The sequence below is a fragment of the Arenibacter flavimaris genome, from assembly GCF_030291335.1.
Taxonomy (GTDB): Bacteria; Bacteroidota; Bacteroidia; order Flavobacteriales; family Flavobacteriaceae; genus Arenibacter.
Map to the genome: position 1 here is coordinate 88,920 of NZ_JASWIM010000021.1, position 21,236 is coordinate 110,155.

At 34.8% G+C, this 21,236-nt stretch carries 28 protein-coding genes; 24 read left to right on the plus strand and 4 right to left on the minus strand.

Features of this window, described 5'->3' with window-relative positions:
- Positions 1-38 precede the first annotated feature (38 nt).
- The 4 genes from QSE00_RS15810 to QSE00_RS15825 all read right to left on the minus strand — a co-directional run bounded on the left by QSE00_RS15810 (position 39) and on the right by QSE00_RS15825 (position 3,739).
- Positions 39-692 (minus strand): P-loop NTPase family protein, encoded by a 654-nt coding sequence (locus tag QSE00_RS15810; RefSeq protein WP_286106683.1) that lies wholly within the window; start codon positions 690-692, stop codon positions 39-41.
- Positions 689-1,366, minus strand: coding sequence for a hypothetical protein (locus QSE00_RS15815; protein WP_286106684.1), 678 nt, complete (start codon positions 1,364-1,366; stop codon positions 689-691). Before QSE00_RS15815 ends, QSE00_RS15810 begins: the two co-directional genes overlap by 4 nt.
- A gap of 10 nt (positions 1,367-1,376) precedes the next feature.
- Positions 1,377-1,655, minus strand: coding sequence for a helix-turn-helix domain-containing protein (locus QSE00_RS15820; protein ID WP_286106685.1), 279 nt, complete (start codon positions 1,653-1,655; stop codon positions 1,377-1,379).
- Positions 1,656-2,302: 647 nt separating this feature from the next.
- Positions 2,303-3,739 carry an aminotransferase-like domain-containing protein gene (locus QSE00_RS15825; RefSeq protein ID WP_286106686.1) on the minus strand — a complete coding sequence of 479 codons (1,437 nt, stop codon included), beginning with the start codon at positions 3,737-3,739 and terminating at the stop codon, positions 2,303-2,305.
- A gap of 177 nt (positions 3,740-3,916) precedes the next feature.
- On the opposite strand from QSE00_RS15825, the gene QSE00_RS15830 reads away from it, so the two are divergent.
- From QSE00_RS15830 to QSE00_RS15950, 24 genes are all read left to right on the plus strand, one after another.
- Complete coding sequence (locus QSE00_RS15830) at positions 3,917-4,873, plus strand: ketopantoate reductase family protein (protein ID WP_286106687.1); 957 nt, start codon at positions 3,917-3,919, stop codon at positions 4,871-4,873.
- 2 nt (positions 4,874-4,875) lie between these two features.
- A complete protein-coding gene (locus QSE00_RS15835) occupies positions 4,876-5,619 on the plus strand; it encodes an SDR family oxidoreductase (protein WP_286106688.1) in 744 nt (247 codons plus the stop codon).
- 57 nt (positions 5,620-5,676) lie between these two features.
- Positions 5,677-6,231 (plus strand): DUF1572 family protein, encoded by a 555-nt coding sequence (locus QSE00_RS15840; protein ID WP_286106689.1) that lies wholly within the window; start codon positions 5,677-5,679, stop codon positions 6,229-6,231.
- Positions 6,232-6,248: 17 nt separating this feature from the next.
- Entirely contained in the window at positions 6,249-6,578 is a 330-nt protein-coding gene (locus QSE00_RS15845) for a cupin domain-containing protein (RefSeq protein ID WP_286106690.1), read from the plus strand.
- 307 nt (positions 6,579-6,885) lie between these two features.
- Positions 6,886-7,701 (plus strand): alpha/beta hydrolase, encoded by an 816-nt coding sequence (locus tag QSE00_RS15850; protein ID WP_286106691.1) that lies wholly within the window; start codon positions 6,886-6,888, stop codon positions 7,699-7,701.
- Between the two features lie 389 nt (positions 7,702-8,090).
- Entirely contained in the window at positions 8,091-8,663 is a 573-nt protein-coding gene (locus tag QSE00_RS15855) for a Crp/Fnr family transcriptional regulator (RefSeq protein WP_286106692.1), read from the plus strand.
- Positions 8,664-8,743: 80 nt separating this feature from the next.
- On the plus strand, positions 8,744-9,439 hold the full coding sequence (locus QSE00_RS15860; RefSeq protein WP_286106693.1) for a DUF4386 domain-containing protein: 696 nt from the start codon (positions 8,744-8,746) through the stop codon (positions 9,437-9,439).
- On the plus strand, positions 9,436-10,902 hold the full coding sequence (locus QSE00_RS15865) for a S41 family peptidase (protein WP_286106694.1): 1,467 nt from the start codon (positions 9,436-9,438) through the stop codon (positions 10,900-10,902). Before QSE00_RS15860 ends, QSE00_RS15865 begins: the two co-directional genes overlap by 4 nt.
- A gap of 207 nt (positions 10,903-11,109) precedes the next feature.
- The gene (locus tag QSE00_RS15870; protein WP_286106695.1) at positions 11,110-13,374 is read left to right on the plus strand and encodes an amidohydrolase family protein; all 2,265 of its coding nucleotides are present in this window, start codon (positions 11,110-11,112) and stop codon (positions 13,372-13,374) included.
- 300 nt (positions 13,375-13,674) lie between these two features.
- Complete coding sequence (locus QSE00_RS15875) at positions 13,675-14,010, plus strand: cyclic nucleotide-binding domain-containing protein (RefSeq protein ID WP_286106696.1); 336 nt, start codon at positions 13,675-13,677, stop codon at positions 14,008-14,010.
- Positions 14,011-14,437: 427 nt separating this feature from the next.
- Positions 14,438-14,854, plus strand: a complete 417-nt coding sequence (locus QSE00_RS15880; RefSeq protein WP_286106697.1) for a VOC family protein — start codon at positions 14,438-14,440, stop codon at positions 14,852-14,854.
- A 17-nt stretch (positions 14,855-14,871) separates the two neighbouring features.
- Complete coding sequence (locus QSE00_RS15885) at positions 14,872-15,249, plus strand: nuclear transport factor 2 family protein (protein WP_286106698.1); 378 nt, start codon at positions 14,872-14,874, stop codon at positions 15,247-15,249.
- Between the two features lie 2 nt (positions 15,250-15,251).
- Positions 15,252-15,704: a DUF1569 domain-containing protein gene (locus tag QSE00_RS15890; RefSeq protein WP_286106699.1), complete on the plus strand. Its 453-nt coding sequence runs from the start codon at positions 15,252-15,254 to the stop codon at positions 15,702-15,704.
- Positions 15,705-15,832: 128 nt separating this feature from the next.
- Entirely contained in the window at positions 15,833-16,156 is a 324-nt protein-coding gene (locus tag QSE00_RS15895) for a metalloregulator ArsR/SmtB family transcription factor (protein ID WP_286106700.1), read from the plus strand.
- Complete coding sequence (locus QSE00_RS25240; protein ID WP_353477480.1) at positions 16,156-17,121, plus strand: SRPBCC domain-containing protein; 966 nt, start codon at positions 16,156-16,158, stop codon at positions 17,119-17,121. The genes QSE00_RS15895 and QSE00_RS25240 overlap by 1 nt, the downstream gene beginning before the upstream one ends.
- Before the next feature lie 56 nt (positions 17,122-17,177).
- On the plus strand, positions 17,178-17,510 hold the full coding sequence (locus QSE00_RS15910; protein ID WP_286106701.1) for a DoxX family protein: 333 nt from the start codon (positions 17,178-17,180) through the stop codon (positions 17,508-17,510).
- A 2-nt stretch (positions 17,511-17,512) separates the two neighbouring features.
- Complete coding sequence (locus tag QSE00_RS15915) at positions 17,513-17,725, plus strand: DUF4287 domain-containing protein (protein WP_286106702.1); 213 nt, start codon at positions 17,513-17,515, stop codon at positions 17,723-17,725.
- A 25-nt stretch (positions 17,726-17,750) separates the two neighbouring features.
- Positions 17,751-18,380, plus strand: coding sequence for a DUF998 domain-containing protein (locus QSE00_RS15920; protein WP_286106703.1), 630 nt, complete (start codon positions 17,751-17,753; stop codon positions 18,378-18,380).
- A gap of 13 nt (positions 18,381-18,393) precedes the next feature.
- Positions 18,394-18,585 carry a hypothetical protein gene (locus QSE00_RS15925; protein WP_286106704.1) on the plus strand — a complete coding sequence of 64 codons (192 nt, stop codon included), beginning with the start codon at positions 18,394-18,396 and terminating at the stop codon, positions 18,583-18,585.
- 180 nt (positions 18,586-18,765) lie between these two features.
- A complete protein-coding gene (locus tag QSE00_RS15930) occupies positions 18,766-19,134 on the plus strand; it encodes a VOC family protein (protein ID WP_286106705.1) in 369 nt (122 codons plus the stop codon).
- Between the two features lie 282 nt (positions 19,135-19,416).
- Positions 19,417-19,845, plus strand: a complete 429-nt coding sequence (locus QSE00_RS15935; protein ID WP_286106706.1) for an SRPBCC family protein — start codon at positions 19,417-19,419, stop codon at positions 19,843-19,845.
- Between the two features lies 1 nt (position 19,846).
- Entirely contained in the window at positions 19,847-20,167 is a 321-nt protein-coding gene (locus QSE00_RS15940) for an ArsR/SmtB family transcription factor (protein ID WP_286106707.1), read from the plus strand.
- 12 nt (positions 20,168-20,179) lie between these two features.
- A complete protein-coding gene (locus QSE00_RS15945) occupies positions 20,180-20,626 on the plus strand; it encodes a DinB family protein (protein ID WP_286106708.1) in 447 nt (148 codons plus the stop codon).
- A 55-nt stretch (positions 20,627-20,681) separates the two neighbouring features.
- Positions 20,682-21,119, plus strand: a complete 438-nt coding sequence (locus QSE00_RS15950) for a VOC family protein (RefSeq protein WP_286106709.1) — start codon at positions 20,682-20,684, stop codon at positions 21,117-21,119.
- Positions 21,120-21,236 lie beyond the last annotated feature (117 nt).

Consider the following 21,236-nt stretch of genomic DNA (forward strand, 5'->3'; position numbering starts at 1 on the left):
ATCCTGGAAAACCATATATATTTTCGATAAAGACGTACCTAAATTCTCTTATCCATACTATCTTCCTTAAAGGCGATCAAATTAAACAATTGCCTCATTCTAGATCGAACACGGCCACCATAGCGTTCCTCGAGTTCCTGAGCATTGAGATTGGTCGTAGCGTGGGTATGGATATTATGGTTCAACAATAGTTCGTATCTGGAAAGAAGTATTTCCCCCATTACATTGCAATCTTTGCCAAAATATCGACCCGTAGGCTCCACTCCCAGATCATCAAAACAATAGGATTTCCCTTCACCGTAGTCTTCTACAATTTCAAATCCGATATTATTAAATGCAAAGGTGATATTTCGTGCCGGTATCACTTCATAAGTTCGGCCGTAAGGTATCAGATAGCGCAGCAACTTCATAAGACTGCTCTTACCGCAACCTACGGGCCCTGAAAGTAAAATACCCTTGTTAAGGTCAATATTCAGTTTCTTGCAATTCAAAGGATCCTTGATATAATAGTTACAAAGTTTGTAAATGACGTCGCGGTCCTGTTCCAATATTCTAAAATTCTTGCCGAACATTGTTTGTCCTTTGGCATTGAGATATAACAATATTTTATTGAAATCATAGCAGATCTGATTATCCTTAAGACTACCTAGGACGTATTGTTTATGACCTACAAAGCGTATATGTGGATTCATAGGGGCTGATTAAAATTTTTCATGGAACTGGACTTCAGGTTGTCCGTATTCTGGCTGACCGGGACCACTGTTTTATCCTCCTTTATCTCCATGGACTTAAAAATCCATTTTTGCGCCAGAGCATGCCAATCCACAATTTCGGCCGTACCTCCAACTTTCCATCCAATGCTTTTGTAATGACAGTAAAACTTCTTCGCTTCCGCTATGGGCCAGTTTTTTTCATTAAAAAAAGCAATAACTTCTTTTTCATTTTGGGGTCGGTCCCGTTTGCCCCCATTTGATTTGTTTTTTATAGTTTCTATATGTTTATTTATAGGTACCACTACTTGTCCATTGCTTGTCCCTGATTTGGTTTGGTGTGGGTACACTACTTGTCCATCAGTTGTCCCAAAATTGAACATCTTGATCGTACTCCCCTGGAAGGGGTTATGGGAGGGACGGTAATATAAATAATTCCAATGGTGCAATTCCTTCAAACAGCGATGATAAGTTGATTTAGAGCCTATTTTTGCATAGGCCATTACTTCTTCCCGGTTAATATGGAAGCTATCACGAAAATGGTAACTGTTCCATAATTGAAAAAGTCCCACATAAAGGCTTATGTGGGTAGGGTTAAGTCTGTTGTCTCTTGAAAATTGAAGGAAGACCCCGTTCAAATGTTTGATATAGTTCATAGTAAAGGTGTTAAAAGTCGTAATCCACCCTGTTCTTCTTCATAATAGCTTGGATATCCTCGGTATCATAGAATAGGATTCCGCCCATTTTTGTGTAAGGCAAAGTACCATTGATCCTTAGGTTCTGTAGTGTACCAGAACTAATATTGAGTAACTCCATCACTTCGGAAGAGCGAAGGTACCTTTTAAGGGTACCATTGGCCTGTTTGGAAAGCAATTGCTTAAAGCCCTCCATCAATTCGATCTTAAAATCCCTGAGATCATCTGTAGTAATCACATGTGTTGGCATAATTTGAATGTTTGGGGAAAGGGACCATACGAGTATAGAAAAGAAGACCTTTGGTTCCGATCCTGATTTGACAATGAGCCACAAATTTCAAATCTTTTGATAGGAAATATTCACCACATGTTACGTAGTACGGTAAAATTTTAACATCCATCCAATTAGCTGTATTTAAGGGCAAATCAACCTAATTAAAATCCAAAAAATAACCAAAACTCTCTTAAATAGAAGAATATTCCCATTATTGGAGACACACTGGATATGATACGTAACTACGATACTACAACCTAGTTTTTGGAAAAATGGAAGGGAGATCTTTTCAAGACCGATATTTACAAAAGCTTATTACTGAGTTCCACATATTTGTTCCGGAATTCGTCATAAAGTAGTCCTATTCTTTAGTGAAGTTCCTTGGTCAATTTGCAACAGTAGAATTACAGGTAAACTATCTTTCACCTTCTTCTGGGGAGTGGTAAAAAGTAAAAGCAAGGGTTATTAAAAGCGGTAAAAAAATATCAGTTGTTAGTTCTGGCTTATTACGTATCAAGAAAAATCGGGAAAAACTTTTCGCCACGGCACTGGTAGCCATAATTCAGTTAAAGAATTTAGACAAAAAATGAACAGGTGGATTGATCTTAGCCTACTGTACTACGTTAGCTATTTTTTAGCAAATGGCCCAACCGTTTTAGTCTTTGTTCCAATTCTATATTCCATAATAAACCATAATTCAACCGAAGACAATTGTTATACTGATTTTGTAAGGAAAATATTCTACCAGGTGCATAACTAATCTGCTCTTGAATGGCTTTTTCATATATGCTCAGGGTGTTTATTCCTTTAGGTAGTTCAACCCATAGCACAAAACCGCCTTGAGGTCGGCTAGCCATTGTATCTTCGGGAAAATGGTCCGAAATAGTCCTTGAAAATTGAAGCATATTACCATGAAGGGTATGCCTTAATTTTCGTAGATGATTTTCATATCGTCCAGTTTCCAAAAAGTTCGCTATGACTTCCTGGGTTATAGAAGTTGTTGCAATCGTTAAAAACAACTTCATCCTTAGTACCGTTTCCTTAAATCTTCCTGGAACAACCCAACCTACCCTGTAACCGGGAGCCAGGGTCTTGGATACAGAACCGCACCATAAAACGATACCACTTCGATCATATGTTTTACATGATTTGGGGCGTCGTTGTCCGAAATAAACGTCACCGTTCAGATCGTTCTCTATAAGTGGTATATTGAATTTTTCAGAAAGTTCTACAGCTGCTTTTTTATTCTCATCGGGCATGCAGCATCCGAGTGGGTTACTAAAATTGCTAATCAACAAACTAGCTTTAACTTCACCGCTCTTTAAAGCATCTTCAAAAGCATTCAGATCTACTCCGGTTTCAGGATGTGTCGGTAGTTCAAGTACTTTTACGCCTAATGCCTGTGCAAGTTGAAGCATCCCAAATGAAACGGGACTTTCCATAGCCACTGTATCGCCTTTTTCTGTAACTGCCATCATACAATAAGAAAGAGCATTTAAACAGCCGCTGGTAGTAATTATGTCTTTATAACTAAAGTTACATTCCATAGCAAATGACCACCTAGCTATTTGCCGGCGTAACCTTTCATTCCCCTCTACTTTATCAGAATTCACGCCACTACCGTCAAGATCACGCGTTGCCCGCACCAAACTTTTGTTCAGTTTTGCTATTGGTAATAATTCATTTGCCGGTGTACCCAAGGAAAGCGCCATATGGCCATCTTGACCAAGATTGCTATAGACCTCACGAACAAGAAGTTCACTATCGGGATAATTCGAAGCGTTGGAAGGACTGGTCTTCATGGGCATTGATGGTAAGCGTGTTCTGGAATATATTACATAGTATCCAGATTGAGGTCTAGCTTCGATAAGCATTTTACTTTCCAAATGATAATAAGCACTCAATGCCGTATTTTGACTAACACCATACTCCCTACAAATGGTACGCAGTGAGGGTAATTTATCTCCTGTTCTCAATGCATTATCCAAGATCTGTTGTTCAATAGTTCTGGATATTCTCAGGTAAATGAATTCTTTATTCGTTGTAATGTCCTTTGTCATTTCATAACTGCTATATACAAAATTAATAAAACTGCATCTGCTATCATATTATTTTTTTATTCAGATTTGTACTAGAATAAAACATTCGTATTACGCTTTTATAAATATCATTCTATCCGAAGAAAACATTGAATTGAGAAAAGAAATCAAAATCATAAAAACATTAATATAAACAAAATGTTATCCACTGAAAATAATATATATATTATTGGTTCAGGGGCCATAGGTCAAGCACTGGCAGTGTTTCTTAAACTCGCTGGAAAAAGTGTTTCGCTTATCCGGGGAAGTGTGAATGATGGTTCTATGAATACCGAACGCCTTCATGTAGAGATGGAGGATGGAACCATCCATAAGGCCCAACTGGAAATAGGAACATTAGTTAATTTCCCTTCCTTAAATGGAGTAATTGTTCTAACCAATAAATCCTATGGAAATGAGCAGTTAGCGATTGCTCTTAAACACAAAACAAGTTGCTCGCCAATTGTACTTTTGCAAAACGGTATAGGGGTTGAGAAGTCTTTTATAAATCATCAATTTCCAGAAATTTACCGTTGCGTTCTCTTTGTGACAAGCCAGAGGATGAATTCCCATTCAGTTAGGTTTAAACCAATTTCAACAAGCCCAATCGGTATTGAACAAGGAAACATTGATAGGCTTGATTACATAGTTTCCTTGCTAAGTACTCAGGATTTCCATTTCAAAAGTGAAATCAATATTCAAAAGATCATTTGGAAAAAAGCAATACTGAACAGCGTATTTAACTCGGTTTGCCCTTTGCTTGAAGTAGATAACGGCATATTTCACAGAAATAAGGAGGCATTTGAAATTGCCCAAAGCGTAATCTACGAATGTAGCACTATAGCAGGGGCCATTGGGGTACCCCTAGATGTCGAAGAACTAGAATCAAGTCTATTACAGATCAGCCGATTATCCGATGGACAGGAGATATCCACCTTACAAGATATCAAGAACTGCAGAAAAACTGAAATAGAAACATTAAACCCGCAAATAGTGAAAGTTGCAGAGAGTATTAACAAAAGAGATCTCATAAGGGTGACTAGGCTCCTTGGTGATCTAGTAAAACTAAAGGCACATTATAGGATGCTAAACACTAAAACAAATAAAAACATTTAATAATGAAAACAATGATCATTACCGGCGCGAGCAGGGGAATAGGTGCTGCAACAGCACTCCTCGCCGCTAAGAACGATTTTTCCGTGGTAGTCAATTATCTCAAACATAAAATAGAAGCAGATAAAGTGGTTAGGGACATTGTTGATGCTGGTGGTAAAGCTGTGGCGATTCAGGCTGATATTTCCAAGGAGGGAGACGTTCTTAGGCTCTTCTCCGAAACTGATCGACTCTTTGGAAATCTGCATTCGCTAATAAACAATGCAGGAATATTGGAAAGGCAAATGAGACTAGAAGACATAGGGATTTCCAGGTTAAACAGGATATTTTCAGCCAATATTACCGGTCAGTTCCTGTGTGCAAGAGAGGCTGTCAAGAGAATGTCCACAAGACATGGTGGCAAAGGAGGAACGATAGTCAATGTATCATCCCTTGCTGCAAAAACTGGAGCCCCCAGTGAATATGTAGATTATGCGGTATCCAAAGGTGCTTTGGATACATTAACCATAGGCTTATCAAAGGAAGTCGCGCATGAGGGGATTAGGGTCAATGCCGTTCGTCCTGCATTTATTTACACAGATATTCATGCTGACGGTGGTGAATATGATCGTGTGAACAGAATAAAAGAAAGTATTCCAATGAAGAGAGGAGGAACGGCTCATGAGGTTGCTGAGGCAATAATCTGGCTAGCCTCGGAAAAATCATCTTTCTCAACTGGAACTTTTATAGATATCACTGGAGGAAGTTAAATCCCTAATGGTAATACTAAATCTAAAATCGAGTATTAATAGTTAAATGGAATAATTATGAAAATAAGTTATTTACCTAGTGTAATCAAGCAGTTTGAATATTACAAAATGCTTGGGGAAAAGGCTATGGCACAATTGCCTGAAAATGGATTATTTTGGCAATTTAATCAGGAAAGCAATAGTGTTGCGATTATTGTTAAACATATAGCCGGCAATATGCTATCCCGTTTTACAGACTTTTTGACCGAGGATGGTGAGAAATTCTGGAGAAACAGAGATGCTGAATTTGAAAATACTTTTTCAGATAGAAGTGAGCTTATGACCTATTGGAATAAGGGGTGGTATTGCATATTTAATACTCTTGGTCAACTAAAGGAAGAACAACTGGAGTACATTGTATATATCCGGAACGATGGACATACTGTGACAGAAGCTATCAATCGCCAATTGGCACACTATTCTTATCATATCGGGCAGATCATATTTCTTAGTAAAATGATCACGGGTGAAAAATGGGAAAGTCTTTCAATTCCACCTAACCGATCCAAAGAATATAATTCTAGAAAATTTGCTCAGGCGCAATTAAGACGACATTTCACGGATGACCTTTAAATACATATCCTGAAAAGATGGCTATTAACAAAATATCAGAACTTCTGGCACTTACGGAACTAGAGAAGTCGGAAAAGGAGTTCATAACTCTTTTTCAGAAGGGGCAGCTTACAGTGGAAATATATAAACCCCATAGGTTCGATAAGCAAACTCCACATGATCGCGACGAGTTTTATCTTATTATTTCAGGAGAAGGTAAATTTCAATTGACAGAACAGACCACTACTTTTAAATCTGGGGATTTTCTCTATGTCCCGGCCTTTTCGGAACATAGGTTCATTGAATTTACTAAAGATTTTGTTACCTGGATTTTCTTTATAGATAAAAATAATAGTATGTCAGAATAAAATGGATCCAATTTCTAAAAAGTAAAGTATCGAAGAGTAAAAAACGGATATTATCAAGTTCTCTAACCCTTAGATCACAATGGCATTTGGACCCAAATCCAATTAAATTTTTGCTTGAAAACAGATACCTATGCCTACCATAAAGTCCTAAAAGTGGGACCTATCGCGTAAATCAGTACTAAACTGGTAACGTGCTATCATCAATCAAGCTATTTCAAAGGCCTAAAAGGTTTCGTATCAAAGAAACAAAACTGGACTCTTTAGCAGATTTAAAAATAAGGTATAACAATAACAAAAATAAAGAATCGTGAAAATCAAAATTTCAACCCTCGGAATCATATTATGCCACTTTCTAGTTAATTCACAATCCATTGCCAGATTGAATGATATTAGATTAGGTACATCAATCGAATTGTTTTCACATGTTTTGGAAGAAAACAGGACCATTAATATATACCTGCCAGAAAGCTATGACAATACTCCTGGCAATACATATCCGGTAATTTATATCCTGGATGGCGGTATAAATGATATCTATATACCGACTGTGGGGCTGATTAGATTTCTTTCTTCTAAAAAAGGCCAGCAAATTTCAGAATCCATAGTTGTTGGAATTGAAAATGTGGATAGAAGAAGGGATTTTACAAAACCTTCCAAAATTGAGAGCGATTTGATAAATTTTCCGAGTTCAGGGGAATCTGAAAAATTTTTATCATTTCTGTCCTTGGAGTTAATGCCGCTAATTGAGAAGGAGTATCGCACAGATAATATAAAAACTATTATAGGCCATTCACTAGGTGGTTTATTGGCTTCGGAAATACTACTTACCAAATCAGAGCTGTTTGACAATTATTTAATAATAAGCCCGAGTTTATGGTGGAACGACAATAAAATATTGTTTTATAATACAGCAAACATTTCCTTTAATAAAAAAATATATGTAGGTGTTTGGGAACGGGAAAATGACAAAAAAATTACCGACCAATTTGTAAAAAAAATAAAGAAACAGGCCCTGGCTTCACCAGATAAAAAAATTAGGGTTCAATATGACATAATAGCCCAAAATGAACACAGCAATGTTGTTTATCCTGCCTTATATAACGGATTAAGAAAACTAAAATAATCGATACGGCAAAGTGAGATTTTCAGTGTGACTTCCAAAATTTTTATGAATGTAGAAATTTTCAGAATATAGGATAGCCTCCACATAATGCATTAGGGTTATATCTGCTAATTTGCTAAGCTCCCGGAAAAAAAGAAAAATCTAGGAAGCCTCATTAATGGATAATAAATTGAGCGCCCATTAAAGAGATGGTGGCTGAACAATCAAGCGAGAAGTATACCACCTAGCGAAAGGCAATAAATCAATTAATGAACGACCAAGCCTACAAAATAAATTTATTACATTAGACCTATACTTGTAAAGGGGCCAAGAATTATTCCCATGAATATTCCACATTCGAACTCATGAAAATTCTTTGAAGGGTGGGCTAAACAATAAAGTATTGAATAGTGAAAAGTAAAATATTAAAATATCTCTCAAAGTACACTAAGATTACAGAGGAGTTGGAGAATGCAGTTAATGAAAGTGCATTTTTCAAAAGTTATACAAAAGGGGATATTCTTCTTAAGGAAGGAGATTTTTCAAATGAATGTTATTTCATATTGGAAGGTTGCATGAGAAGCTATTTTCTAAAAGATGGAGAGGAAAAAACTATAGAGTTTTATATGGAGGAACAAGTTGTAATACCATCCAACATTGGTAAATCAACCCCTTCCAAGTATTTCTTGGAATGTTTGGAAGATACGGTTGTCAATGTAGGCAATCCCGCCTTGGAAAATGAAATGTATCAAAAGTATCCCCAATTAGAATCTTTATCAAGGGTAATCGCCGAAGTAATTTTGACAAAGCAACAAGAATCCTACACTGCATTTAAATCATCGACCCCAGAGGAGCGCTATTTAAATATGCTAAAAACAAGGCCCTATTTGCTCCAAAGAGCATCTCAACATCAAGTAGCCAGCTACTTGGGAATTAGACCGGAGTCATTAAGCCGAATTAGGAAAAGAATAATAAACAAGTAATGTTAATTCTTAACTTAAGTCAATGAATTAAAAATAACACCATCATATTTTTGGGCAAATATTAATAAAGAAAAATATTTATGGATGTTATCAGAAAAAAGTCAATTTCTGTTGGTACATTATTAATTCTTAGCATTGTTGCAGGTATTCTGAGTATAGACCCAGTTATTGATGGGATGGATAATCTTGGAAGTGTTTCTATCAATTCAAATGCAATATTAATTAGGGCTTTTATGCAATTTGTCTTAGGTCTGATTTATGCAAGTATTCCTATTATTCTGTACACTCTATTAAAAAAAATCAACAGTAGTTTAACGATTGGTTTTCTTGTATTCAGAATTATTTCTGTGGGATTCATTTTTATAGGCTGGCTGAGCATACTGTTGTTATTGGCATTAAGTCAAGAATTTGCATCATCAGGAAGCCCCGAATTATTGTATTTTAAAACATTGGATAATTTATTACGGTCGGGTAGAGATTTAATAAACCATGTGGCAATGCCTTTAATTCTGAGTGTGGGCAACCTAATGTTTTATTCAATTTTGTATCAATCAAAAATTATCCCTAAGTGGCTATCTTTATGGGGGCTTATTGCAACTATTTTGAGCAGTGTTTTAGCAAGCATATTGCTTATGTTCAGTGTAATAAACATTATTACACCTGCCTATATTACTTTAGCCTTCCCTACGGCTTTGTTGGAAATTGTTTTAGCAACTTGGTTGATAGTTAAGGGGTTCGATTCGAATGTTGTAAATTCTATTTCTGAAAAAAGGTGAAAAACAGATTTAGCTTAATAATATTACTCTTGTTTCCACTTTCCTTTTTTGGACAAAATGATCTATCACAAAAGCAGGTTCTGGAAGACTATACCATTTTCAAAGAAATCTTACTAAATGGCCATCCAAGTTTGTTTGAGTATACGTCAAAGACAGAGTGGGATAGTATTTTTAGTTTATTTGAACAAAAGGACATTAAGAAAACAAGGACTTCCAATGACCTATTTAGGTCCATTTCCTCTATTGCCGACAATGTTAAGGATGGACATTTGATAATACACCATCCAAAAATGGACACGGTACCTCCAATATTCCCTTTACTTTTAAAAATAATCGATGATAAACTTTATACTGATACTGATGATTTTGGTATACCTGTAGGAGCAGAAATAACTTTTATAGATGGCAAAAAAAGTAATATACTTATTCAAGAATTTTTGAAATATGCCCCATCTGATGGATACAATCTAAGCAAAAAGTATAGACAGATAGAGAAGGAGTTTGGTATACTCTATTATTATGAATATGGAGAAAAAGAATGTTATAATGTCAAGTATACCGTCAACAGCAGCGAATTAAGAACAATTGAAATTGTTCCCAAATCATTTGAAAGTATAGGATTTAGATACCCTAATAGAAACTCACATTTTGCAATGTATCACGGAAATAGTGATCGAATTGAACATTTCAAAAGTACATTAGCAGAAAAGTGGCCCTTCGTATATTACATAGACTCCATTAAATCTGGTGTACTAACTGTAAATTCTTTCGGTTTAGACCCCAAAGAGTTCAAATCAAGATTGGTTGAGCTATTTAAAGAAATTAAGAAGAAAAAGGTGACCAATCTCATTTTGGACATAAGACAAAACATAGGAGGATACAGAATCAATGCAATTAATTTATTCTCTTTTTTAACAGAGAAACCTTTTAAGCAAAGAATAGCCGAAAGTACGGTTACAGATACTCTTCCCAAAGAGAGGTATGTTATTCACAGTATGTCCGATTACAACGAGTTTTTTAAAACATATTTTGCTTCGACCGAGCAGGAAGGTGGACGGTGGATACTAACCAAAGACCATGCCCAGGCAGAAATGATGCCTTATAAAAGTCCATTTAAGGGCAAGGTGTATGTGTTAATAGGCGGAAATACCTTTTCTGCCGCTTCTGCTTTTGCACTGAACGCAAAAAACTCTCAGGAAATTACACTTATTGGTAATGAAACAGGTGGAGGGTATTATTTTCATAGGGCACAATATTCTGCACTTTATGAATTACCTAATTCCAAGATTTTGGTTCGTATGCCATTTGTACATATAGATAAATATGTTCGTGACAAATCGGTCCCGAAGGGGAGTGGAATATTGCCCGACATAGAAGTTGAACAAACTGTAGAGGACTTAATCGATGGAATAGATAGCCAATTGGATTATATCGTAAAACATTTAAATGAAAAACAAAAATAGCATGGTAACACTTTACATAACAGATAGGGCGTCCGTTGGTTCAAATAAGTTCAATGCCATTTATAAACACCGTCAAATCCTTGATTTGGTCCTTTGGCAAAAAGCATAGGAACCTAATTTAAAAAATCCTTACATGGGCGCTGGTCATTAGAATCTTTCATAACCGGCAATTTATCAAATTAAGATGACACTTAATATACTGCACCAATGAATAGAATAACTATAATTTTAACTTTCACCATTTTGGTTTCGCTTCAAGGATGTGGACAGAAACAAGTAACGGATATTCAAACCAAAAAAAATGACATATCGGATTATACCCAAAGTTTTATTTCCATCGACTCTCCAAACATTGCGTTATCAAATGTAAAAATAATTGATGGGACTGGGAATCCTTCCAGAAATTCACAGACTGTTCTAATCGAAAATGGAATAATAGTAGATATCGGAGATTCTAAGAATATTGAAATTACCAATGGCTTTCATGAAATGGATCTGTCCGGTAGGACTATCATCCCGGGAATTATTGGTATGCACAACCATATGAGAATACCCGAATCCGCAATGCTATCTTCATCACCTAAACTATATTTAGCATGTGGTGTGACTACAATTCAAACTTGTGGAACAGGAAATCCCTACGAAGAGATAGCTATAGCAAAATCTATTGATAGGGGGGAGCAGCCTGGGCCGGAAATCATTAATTCGGGGCCATACTTGACAGGATCGAAGGGCAAATCAAATTTCATAAGATTTACAGATGAAAAAATGGTCCGGGACACCATTAAATATTGGGCCGGACAAGGCGTAAAATGGCTTAAGGTCTATAGAAATACCAGGCCACAGGACTTAAAAGTAATAGTTGATGAAGCACATAGGAATAATCTAAAAGTAACAGGTCACCTGTGTGCTACAACTTATTCCGAAGCTGCAGAAATCAGTATAGATGCTATAGAACACGGTTTCATTCACAATTACGACCATGCTACAGATAAAGAAGCCGGTGTTTGTTCGGGTAATACCGATTTCAGAACAAATCTTGACATTAACAGTAATGAGGTAAAAAAAGTACAACAAAAACTTATAAGCAATGAAGTAGCCTTAGGATCAACATTGGCCATATTTGAAGCCCAAGCCAACGTTAAAGCGGATGCAAGAGATCTTGAAGTAATGGCTCCCTTTCACAAGGAAGCTTATCAGAAACGAAAGTTACGTAAGCAAGAACAAGGTGAAGACTGGTATTTTAAACCAGAATGGTTGGCAAAATCAATGGCATATGAGCTACAATTTTTCAGACAAGGTGGATTACTGGTAGCAGGTCCGGACCCTGGACTTCACAATATGCCCGGATTTGGAGATCAAAAAAATTACGAACTTTTTATAGAGGCTGGATTCGAGCCGGAAGAAGCCATACAGGTAATGACCTCTAATGGTGCTAAGTTACTGTCAAGAACCGATATAGGGACAATTGAGGAAGGAAAGTTGGCCAATATTGTAGTTCTCAATGGAGATCTGGAAAGTAACCCTAAAATTATTCGAGAAGTGGAAATTGTATTAAAAAATGGTATCGGCTTCGATCCAAAAAAACTAATTGAATCTGCAAAAGGAAATGTTGGTTCGGAAACAGACAATACCATGGTATATTTTGGTCAAAAACCGCCTTTAAACGAACCAGAATTATTTGCGCCGGATATAATTTCAAAACCCAATAGACATGAGTTTGGCTGTACCATATCCGGTGATGGGAATGAATTCTATTTTGGGGTGGACAATAATGGCGTAATGGAAATACATTATACCAAATTAAAAGATGGTGTTTGGACACCACAGGGCAAGCTATTCGATTCGGATACTATAAGCTACAATGATCCAATGTTATCCCCGGATGAAAAAAGATTGTATTTTATTTCCAATCGTTCACTAAATGAAAACAGTACTAAAGATGATATAGATATTTGGTACATAGAGAGAGAAAATAAACAATCAAACTGGTCAGAGCCTATCAATTTAGGGTTACCAGTCAACAGCCATTTAAACGAGTACTACGCTTCTTTTACAAATGATGGTACACTTTATTTTGCATCAAAGGATAAATCGGTAAATGCCCCGAGCTATGCCTTTGATATATGGCGGTCAGAATACAAAAAAGGAGAATTCTTAAAACCGGAACAAATGCCCAAAGCCATAAATACAAATAGGTATGAAGCGGATGTGTTCATATCGCCAGATGAGTCGTATATGATATTTTGCTCAATTCGAAAAAATGGGAATGGCCAAGGTGATCTATACATCAGCTTTAGAGATAAGGATGGTAAATGGGGCGATGCAGTGAATATGGGAAATACAATTAATACGGCAAAGCACGAACTTTGTCCGTTTGTAACCAAGGACGGAAAGTATCTCTTTTACACAAGCAATAATGATATTTATTGGGTAAGTACGAAAATCCTGGATAATTATAGAGAACAATAAGCGGATGCAAAAAACTTAAGCAATAACGGTTTAAAGGGAAAAATAAGATAATTTATGTTTGTATTGTATACAATGAAAAATTTCTACAGTAACATTTTTGAGGGGCCACAATTGCTAAAAATCAAGACATTTTTTTATATACTCAATAGGTTATTTTGGAGCATTTACGATAAAAAAAATGCTTACCAACCACATGGATGTTTTCCTTAATCACAAAATTTTCGCTGTATGATAAGACTAACCCAATATTCTTCATTTTGATTATTTCTATAAAAATAAATAAAAAGAAAGATTCCTTTTTTGAAAAAATATATAACTACCCCAATGTTTAGATCATATCTTATTGACTATAAGGGAAATGAAATAACTACAGAGTTTTTTGCTCCCAACGATATTCTAATAGAGGTTGCCTCTTTATTTCCTAACATTCTGTCTAAAGAATCAAAACATGCATTAATTAATGGTGAAGTTTATAAAATTGATTTTAATACTTTTCAAAACTTATATAGTAATCTAGATGGTTTAACGGATTGTGGTCAAACTTGGATGTGCCACCAACTTTTTAAAGTAAAACATCGTGCCGTTAAAATTCATACACTCAATGCTTCCCAAAGGTATTTACACTTAATATTATAAAAACCTCAAATAATAAAATAAATACCACTAAAATACATTGCTTCATTCCTGGGGATTACCGATACCCTTATAAGTATGATAAGGAAAGAAATCACTCTTCAAGATTAGAACTTGCCATGGGACAAGTTTTTATTGATTTCCTTTTTTCACTTTTGTAATAATAATGATTAAATTATTCAAAAAATGAAAACATTTAATCCCCCGAGATAGTCTAGTTTATTTTGGTTGTGATGATGTAAATGACCTGAATTACGTGTAGAGGAAAGTGGCGATAAAATTATTCAACCAAAAATCTCCATTGGCAAGCACGGGTATGTTTACATAATGAAGGATACAGAAGAGAATTCCTTTGGCTTTATTTAGTTAAAATATGTATAGATTATATTATGGCAAGCATTAAACAAGTCGGTTCTATCAAATCACTAATATGAGAACAAAACAAATTTGGGCAAACCTAGGCGTAGTAAACATAGAGCGAACTATAACTTTTTATCAATCATTAGGCTTTCAACTCAATGGCAGTCCATCAGATGATTTGGTAAGCTTCTTTTTTGGTGTCGACAATTTTGTCATTCATTTCTTCAAAAAAGAAAAGTTAGAATCAAGTATGGAGGGTAGCTATGCTGATTTAACCAAAGGTAATGAGGTGATGTTTTCTATGGCGGTAGATAGTAAAGATGAATACGACTACTGGATAAATATAATAAATAAGGCAGGAGGTAAAATATTATTCGACTCCAATAAAGATAGGAAAGCTTTTTATGATGATAATGGCTATTATGTTTGTGTTTTTAAAGACCCGGATAGTCATAAGTTTAACTTATTGTATAATGAGAATATGTAAAGTTAAAACGTTAAAAAATGATCAAAATAATATCAAGTCCAAATTGTGGGAACTCGCCCAAAATGGAGTTTCTAAAGCAATACAATATCGCCTTTGCTGAAGGAAACCTAACATTTTTAATCGATAGTGTATCCGATGATATTGTCTGGAATATCATTGGGGATCAACAAATTGAAGGCAAGGTAAATTTTGCAAAAGCATTGGAGGAAATGAAATCAATAAAAGCATCCGAATTGATTATTGACCAAATCTTATCGCACGGAAAAGAAGGCGCTGCAAATGGGATGATGAAAATGCAGAACGGGGAAAAGTATGCGTTTTCTGATTTTTACATGTTTCAAGGTGCAAAAGGAGTTAAAATAAAAGCGATTACTTCATACTGTATAAAAATGTAAAAATGAAAACCATATTCGACAAAAATACAAGAGATCAATTAGTAAAACGAATTGAACAAATACGTAAAGAACAAAAAGCTGAATGGGGCAAAATGAATGTGGTCCAAATGCTAAGACACAATACCTATTGGAATGGATGGATACTAGGGACACAAGACCAAACCTACAAACAAGCTTTTATTGGAAAACTATTTGGAAAAATGGCACTGAAAAGAATGATAAAAGATGATAGACCATTGGACAGAAACATTCCTACTTCAGACCAGTTTAAAGTACAGGCAATAGATGGAGATTTGGAATTGGAAAAGTTAAAATGGATTGATTTGATTTATAAATATGAAAACTACAACAACCCTAGATTCATTCACGATTTCTTCGGTAAAATGACCAAAGAGCAAATCGGTATTTTGGTTTATAAACATACGGACCATCATCTAAGGCAATTTGGATTATAGGAGTCTTACTTTGCCTGTGAAGTTCTTCTTGTTGTCTGTCTAAACTTTCAACAAAATTCAAATGAAATCTGATATTTATTTGTGTAGTTAAATGGCTTCATACATATTTGTAGTCAAATAACTTCATAATGAAATTAAGACGAGATATTTTTCAAGCAATTTCTGACCCGACAAGGAGAGCTATTTTAGTTTTACTTACTTCCCAAACTATGACAGCTGGTGCCATAGCAGAAAACTTTGATGCTGCTAGACCTACTATTTCTAAACACATTCAAATTTTAAATGAATGCGACTTGGTCGAAGCCAACCAACAAGGGCGTGAAATTCACTATCAACTAAAAATTGATAAAATGAAAGAAATCGATAAATGGTTAGAACAATTTAGAGCCATTTGGGAAAATCGCTTCGATAATTTAGACAATATTTTAAATCAATTAAAAAACAAACAATAATGAACAAAGCAATTTTATTCGACTTTAAAGTCGACAGGAACAATAAACAAATAAAAGTCCAACGATCTTTTAACGCTCCAAAAGATTTGGTTTGGACCGCCTGGACCACTCCTGAAATTTTGGATCAATGGTGGGCTCCAAAGCCTTACAAAAACAAAACTAAATCAATGAATTTTATTGAGGGCGGACAATGGCATTATTACATGGTAAGTCCAGAAGGAGAAAAACATTGGTGCTTATTTGATTTTGAAAACATTAAACCCTTAAAAAGCTTTTCAGGAATGGATGCGTTTTGTGATGAAAATGCAATTACAAACAACACCAAACCACGAGTGAAGTGGTACAATGAATTTATGGATCAAGGAGATGAATCCATTGTAAATATTAATCTACAGTTTGATAAATTGGAAGACTTGGAAACGATTATAAAAATGGGCTTTAAAGAAGGGTTTACTGCAGGGCTTGAAAATCTTGACCAATACATTGCATCACAATTTTTACTACGTAAACAAAATAAACCAGACAATAAGGCTCGAGTAACAACCTACTTAAACTTTGCAGGTAATACAGAAGAAGCTTTTAATTTTTATAAATCAGTTTTCAAAACTGAATTTAGCGGAAAAGGAATCCAAAAATTTCGTGACATTCCTGCCGAACAAGGTCATCCTCCAATATCCGATGAAGTCAAAAATATGATTCTTCATGTTGAACTTCCTATTTTGGGAGGACATATTTTAATGGGTACTGACGCTCCAAAAGAAATGGGATTTAATTTATCCAAAGGAAATAATATGCATATCTGTCTTGAACCTGAAACAAGAGAAGAAGCTGATAGATTATTTAATGAACTTTCTTCTGGGGGTAAGATTACCATGCCAATGGCTGATATGTTTTTTGGAGCCTACTTTGGTGAATTCTCAGATAAATATGGAATTAATTGGATGATTAATTATCAAAATAAATAACAGCTATAAAAAAGAATAAAATCATATTCTGGATATCCACTTCCGTCATTTTTGTAATGGAGGCATTAATGCCATTGGTAACGCTTTTATTTGCACACGAATATTTTAACGCTGGAACCAAACCCTTAGGCTATCCGGATTATTTCGCATATGCTTTAATAGTTTGTAAAATACTAGGCGCAACCACAATAATGTTCACAAAACTTCCTGCCAAGATAAGGGAATGGGCGTATGCAGGTTTAACATTCAATTTAATTTTTGCGGCCATAAGCCATATAGCGGTTGATCAAGTTATAGCAAATATCTTAATGCCAATCATAGTGGGTGTTGTATTAGGAGTTTCTTATGTATATAGCCACAAAATAATTTCAAATTCTAAAAATCAATAATTATGTCATTTAAAACATACATCAAAAACATCGAAGAAAAAACAGGTAAAACCGCTCAAGATTTTCAAAATTTAGCTGAAGACAAAGGGTTTACCAAAAATGGAGAATTAGTTGTAAAAGCTACCGAGGTAACCAACTGGTTAAAAGAAGAATTTGAGTTAGGTCATGGGCACGCCATGGCTATGTATGCTTACATTAAAGGTAAAAGGGAATAAATTATCATCCTTAGATTTAAATTTTATGAATAGGTTAACGATCACCAAAATAGGTGCTATTGGATTTATTATCCTGCTAGTACTCTTACATATCATCAACACTAAGGTAAATCCAATATGGCAGCCCATTAGCGAATATGCATTAGGAAATGCAGGCTGGTTAATGAAAATTGCATTCTTTTCACTTGGAATAAGCTTTCTGTTTTTAGGTTTATACCTAATTAGAAAATTACCGAATACGGGTTCAAAAATCGGAGGTGTACTATTAATAATAGCATCCCTTGGTAATTTCTTAGCGGGTGTTTTCAATACAGATCCAGTAAGTACACTTCCCGAGAAGATGACTATAAGCGGTCAAATTCATAATTCTGCAGCAGGCTTATTAGGGTTTATGGTTTTGGCTACGGTGTTTATTACTTTTCAATTCAGAAAACAGGAACCGCTTAAACCTTATAAAAAAAACATACTTCTGTTAACCATCATACTCTGGGTTTTAGAGTTTATTTTAATAGCTGCAATGAGTGTTTATTTGAGTGAAACAAATGGTGTGATTACACCAGAAACTTCAATTGGCTGGCTTGGTAGAATTGTTATCGTTTTTTGTGCTATTTGGGTTTGGTCCTGTGCTAATTATCTACAAAAAATACAATGTTAAAAATTAATCTCACATGAGTACCATCAATCAATTTATAAAAGATAAAATCAAGGAAGAACATCAACCCATTTTTACAAAATTTCGGAGCTTGATCAAAACTAAATTTCCAACGCTAAAAGAAGAAATGCGAGGAGGAACTGAAAAATATTATGGAGTTCCTGTGTATAGACATAATAGAATTATCATTTCCGTGAGTCCTACGTAAAAAGGGATAACATTTTCATTTACAGATGGTAAACAGTTTAAAGATAAGTATAACCTTATGGAAGGTGTAGGGAACAAATCTTTAAATTTAAGAATAAGCGATCCTAAGGATTGTAACGATGTAATACTTGAATATTATATTTTGCAAGCGATCGAATTAGATACCAAATAAAGATTTATAATGAAGACATCTATTCTAAGAATAGTTCCTAATATTTATTCCAATAATATAGAAGCAAGCAAAAAGTTTTATACTAAGTTTTTAGATATGAAATTGGTGATGGATATGGAATGGGTTTTAACTTTTGCATCCAAAGAATACTCAAAGGCACAAATCTCAATTTTTCAAAATGATAAAAATAAGCCTCTGGATAATAAAGCGATTTTCTTATCTATTGAAGTATCGGATATTGACAAATGGTATGAACGTGCCAATGCACAAACTATTGAAATAGTTTATCCCTTAACAGTTGAACCTTGGGGCGTAAAAAGATTTTTTATAAAAGATCCGAATGGAGCCACAATTAATTTATTGTCGCATTGTATTTAGTTTTCCTTTTCAAAAAATAGTTAAGACTCTGAGAAAGTGAGTGTAAACAATAAAGAGTTATTGTTTAAAAATGTGGAATCTATCACTGAATTTCAGTTGATTTAGAGGTGTCCTAAATGGGGAAGCCTACAAAAAGATTTAAGCTACAATTTGAAGTACTTATCTAAACTATTTAATTATAAGCCAAAGACGTTCTCTACAAGGAGTAAAATAAATAGTACAAAATACTTGCGTAACTTTAAAGTTACATATATATTCGTGTAACCTATAAGTTACATAAAAATGAAGACAGAAATTAAACACAAATGGTTTTATCACCAATCATCCAAAGAAATTTGGGAATTCCTTACAAAAGCTGAGTTAATCGAAAAGTGGTTGATGCCCAATAATTTTGAACTCAAATTGGGACACGAGTTTAAGTTTACAACAAATCCGATTCCCAGTTTAAATCTTGACGGAAACTTTTATTGCAAGGTTTTGGAAATTATACCTTTAAAAAAACTTGTATATAGTTGGAACGGTGGTTTGAGCAAAAACAATCCAACACTAGAAACCATTGTGGAGTGGACTCTAGAAACTAAAGATAAGGGAACTGAATTAACCCTTGTTCACAGTGGATTTAAAGAAGGAAATAGTTCCATTCTTACTGCTATGTTTGATGGTTGGGACAAAAACATTCAAAAAATGTTTACGAATTTAACCCCCCACTAACATGTCAATACCAACCCTTGATGCCTTTCAGGTAATTGCAGATCCAAGCCGTAGGCAAATATTGGGTATGCTTACCAAAAACACCTATAATATAAATGCGTTAGCAGAAAATTTTGAGATGAGCAGACCTGCGGTTTCAAAACATATTAAAATATTGCAATCAGCAGGCTTTATATCAATTCAAGAAATAGGCAGGGAAAGACATTGTATTTTAAATCAGGAAGGATTTAATGAGCTAAAAGCTTGGATTAACCATTTTGATGAATTTTGGAATAATAAACTTAAAAATTTGGAAACTGTTTTAAAGAATAAAAAGAACTAAAATATTTTAAAAATGCAAAACGAAATCTTATTACAATTACTTGAACAAAACCGAAAAGACTGTTCCCATTTCTGTAAAAACATAAACACTGAAAATTCAACGTATCGCTTAAAAGAGCAAACAGCGTCTGTAGGATTTATTTATAGACATATCGGTGAGACAACAAATTTAATTGGACAATTCTTTGGCTACGAAACCGATGTAGAAGGAACAACCATGGGGAAAAACGATACAGGTATTAAGTTTGATCTTGAAACTAGTCGTATGTATTTTGAAAAAGGCTACAATACGCTTGAGAAATTAGTTGCCAATACCTCAGACCAAGAATGGCTTGAAGAAATTGAGACAACTTGGTTTGGTAAAATAGCACGAATAAAACTATTATCGGTTTTACTTAATCATAATGCGCATCATTGCGGACAAATATCTTCTGCAATTGTAAAAGGAAAAAAGTTCTAGGAAAACAACGAATAAGACATTATAAACTGTAATTACACGAAAATAAAATCAATAAATGGAACAAAGGATAAGTGTACTAACCATTGGAGCAGATGACCTAAACGCAATGAAAAACTTCTACGGAGACGTTTTAGGTTGGACAACAGTTGCAGAGAACAAAGACAGAGCTTTTTATAAACTCAATGGTTTTTTATTGAGCATTTGCGACAAGAAAATGCTTGCTGATTTTATAGGTGTTGACCATAAAGGACAAGGGTTTCGTTCTGTGACAATTGGCTATAATGTAAATAGTAAAGAAGAAGTATTAAAGTTGTACGACCAACTAAAAGACAAAGTTAAAATCTTGAAAGAACCCACAGAACCACCTTTCGGCGGACTCTTTTTTTACTTTACAGACATTGAAGGAAACATTATTGAGATTGCACAGAATTCATTTGTAACGCTTGATGAAAACAACCATGTAATAGGTCATAAACCTATTGACCATTTGTAGCCTTCCCTAAAAATAGGACAGTATAAAATTCAAATTTATTAATTTTAAATTTTAACTGTCACATGAAGAAAAGCAAGTTTAGCGAAAGCCAGATCATTAAGACCCTCAAAGAGATCG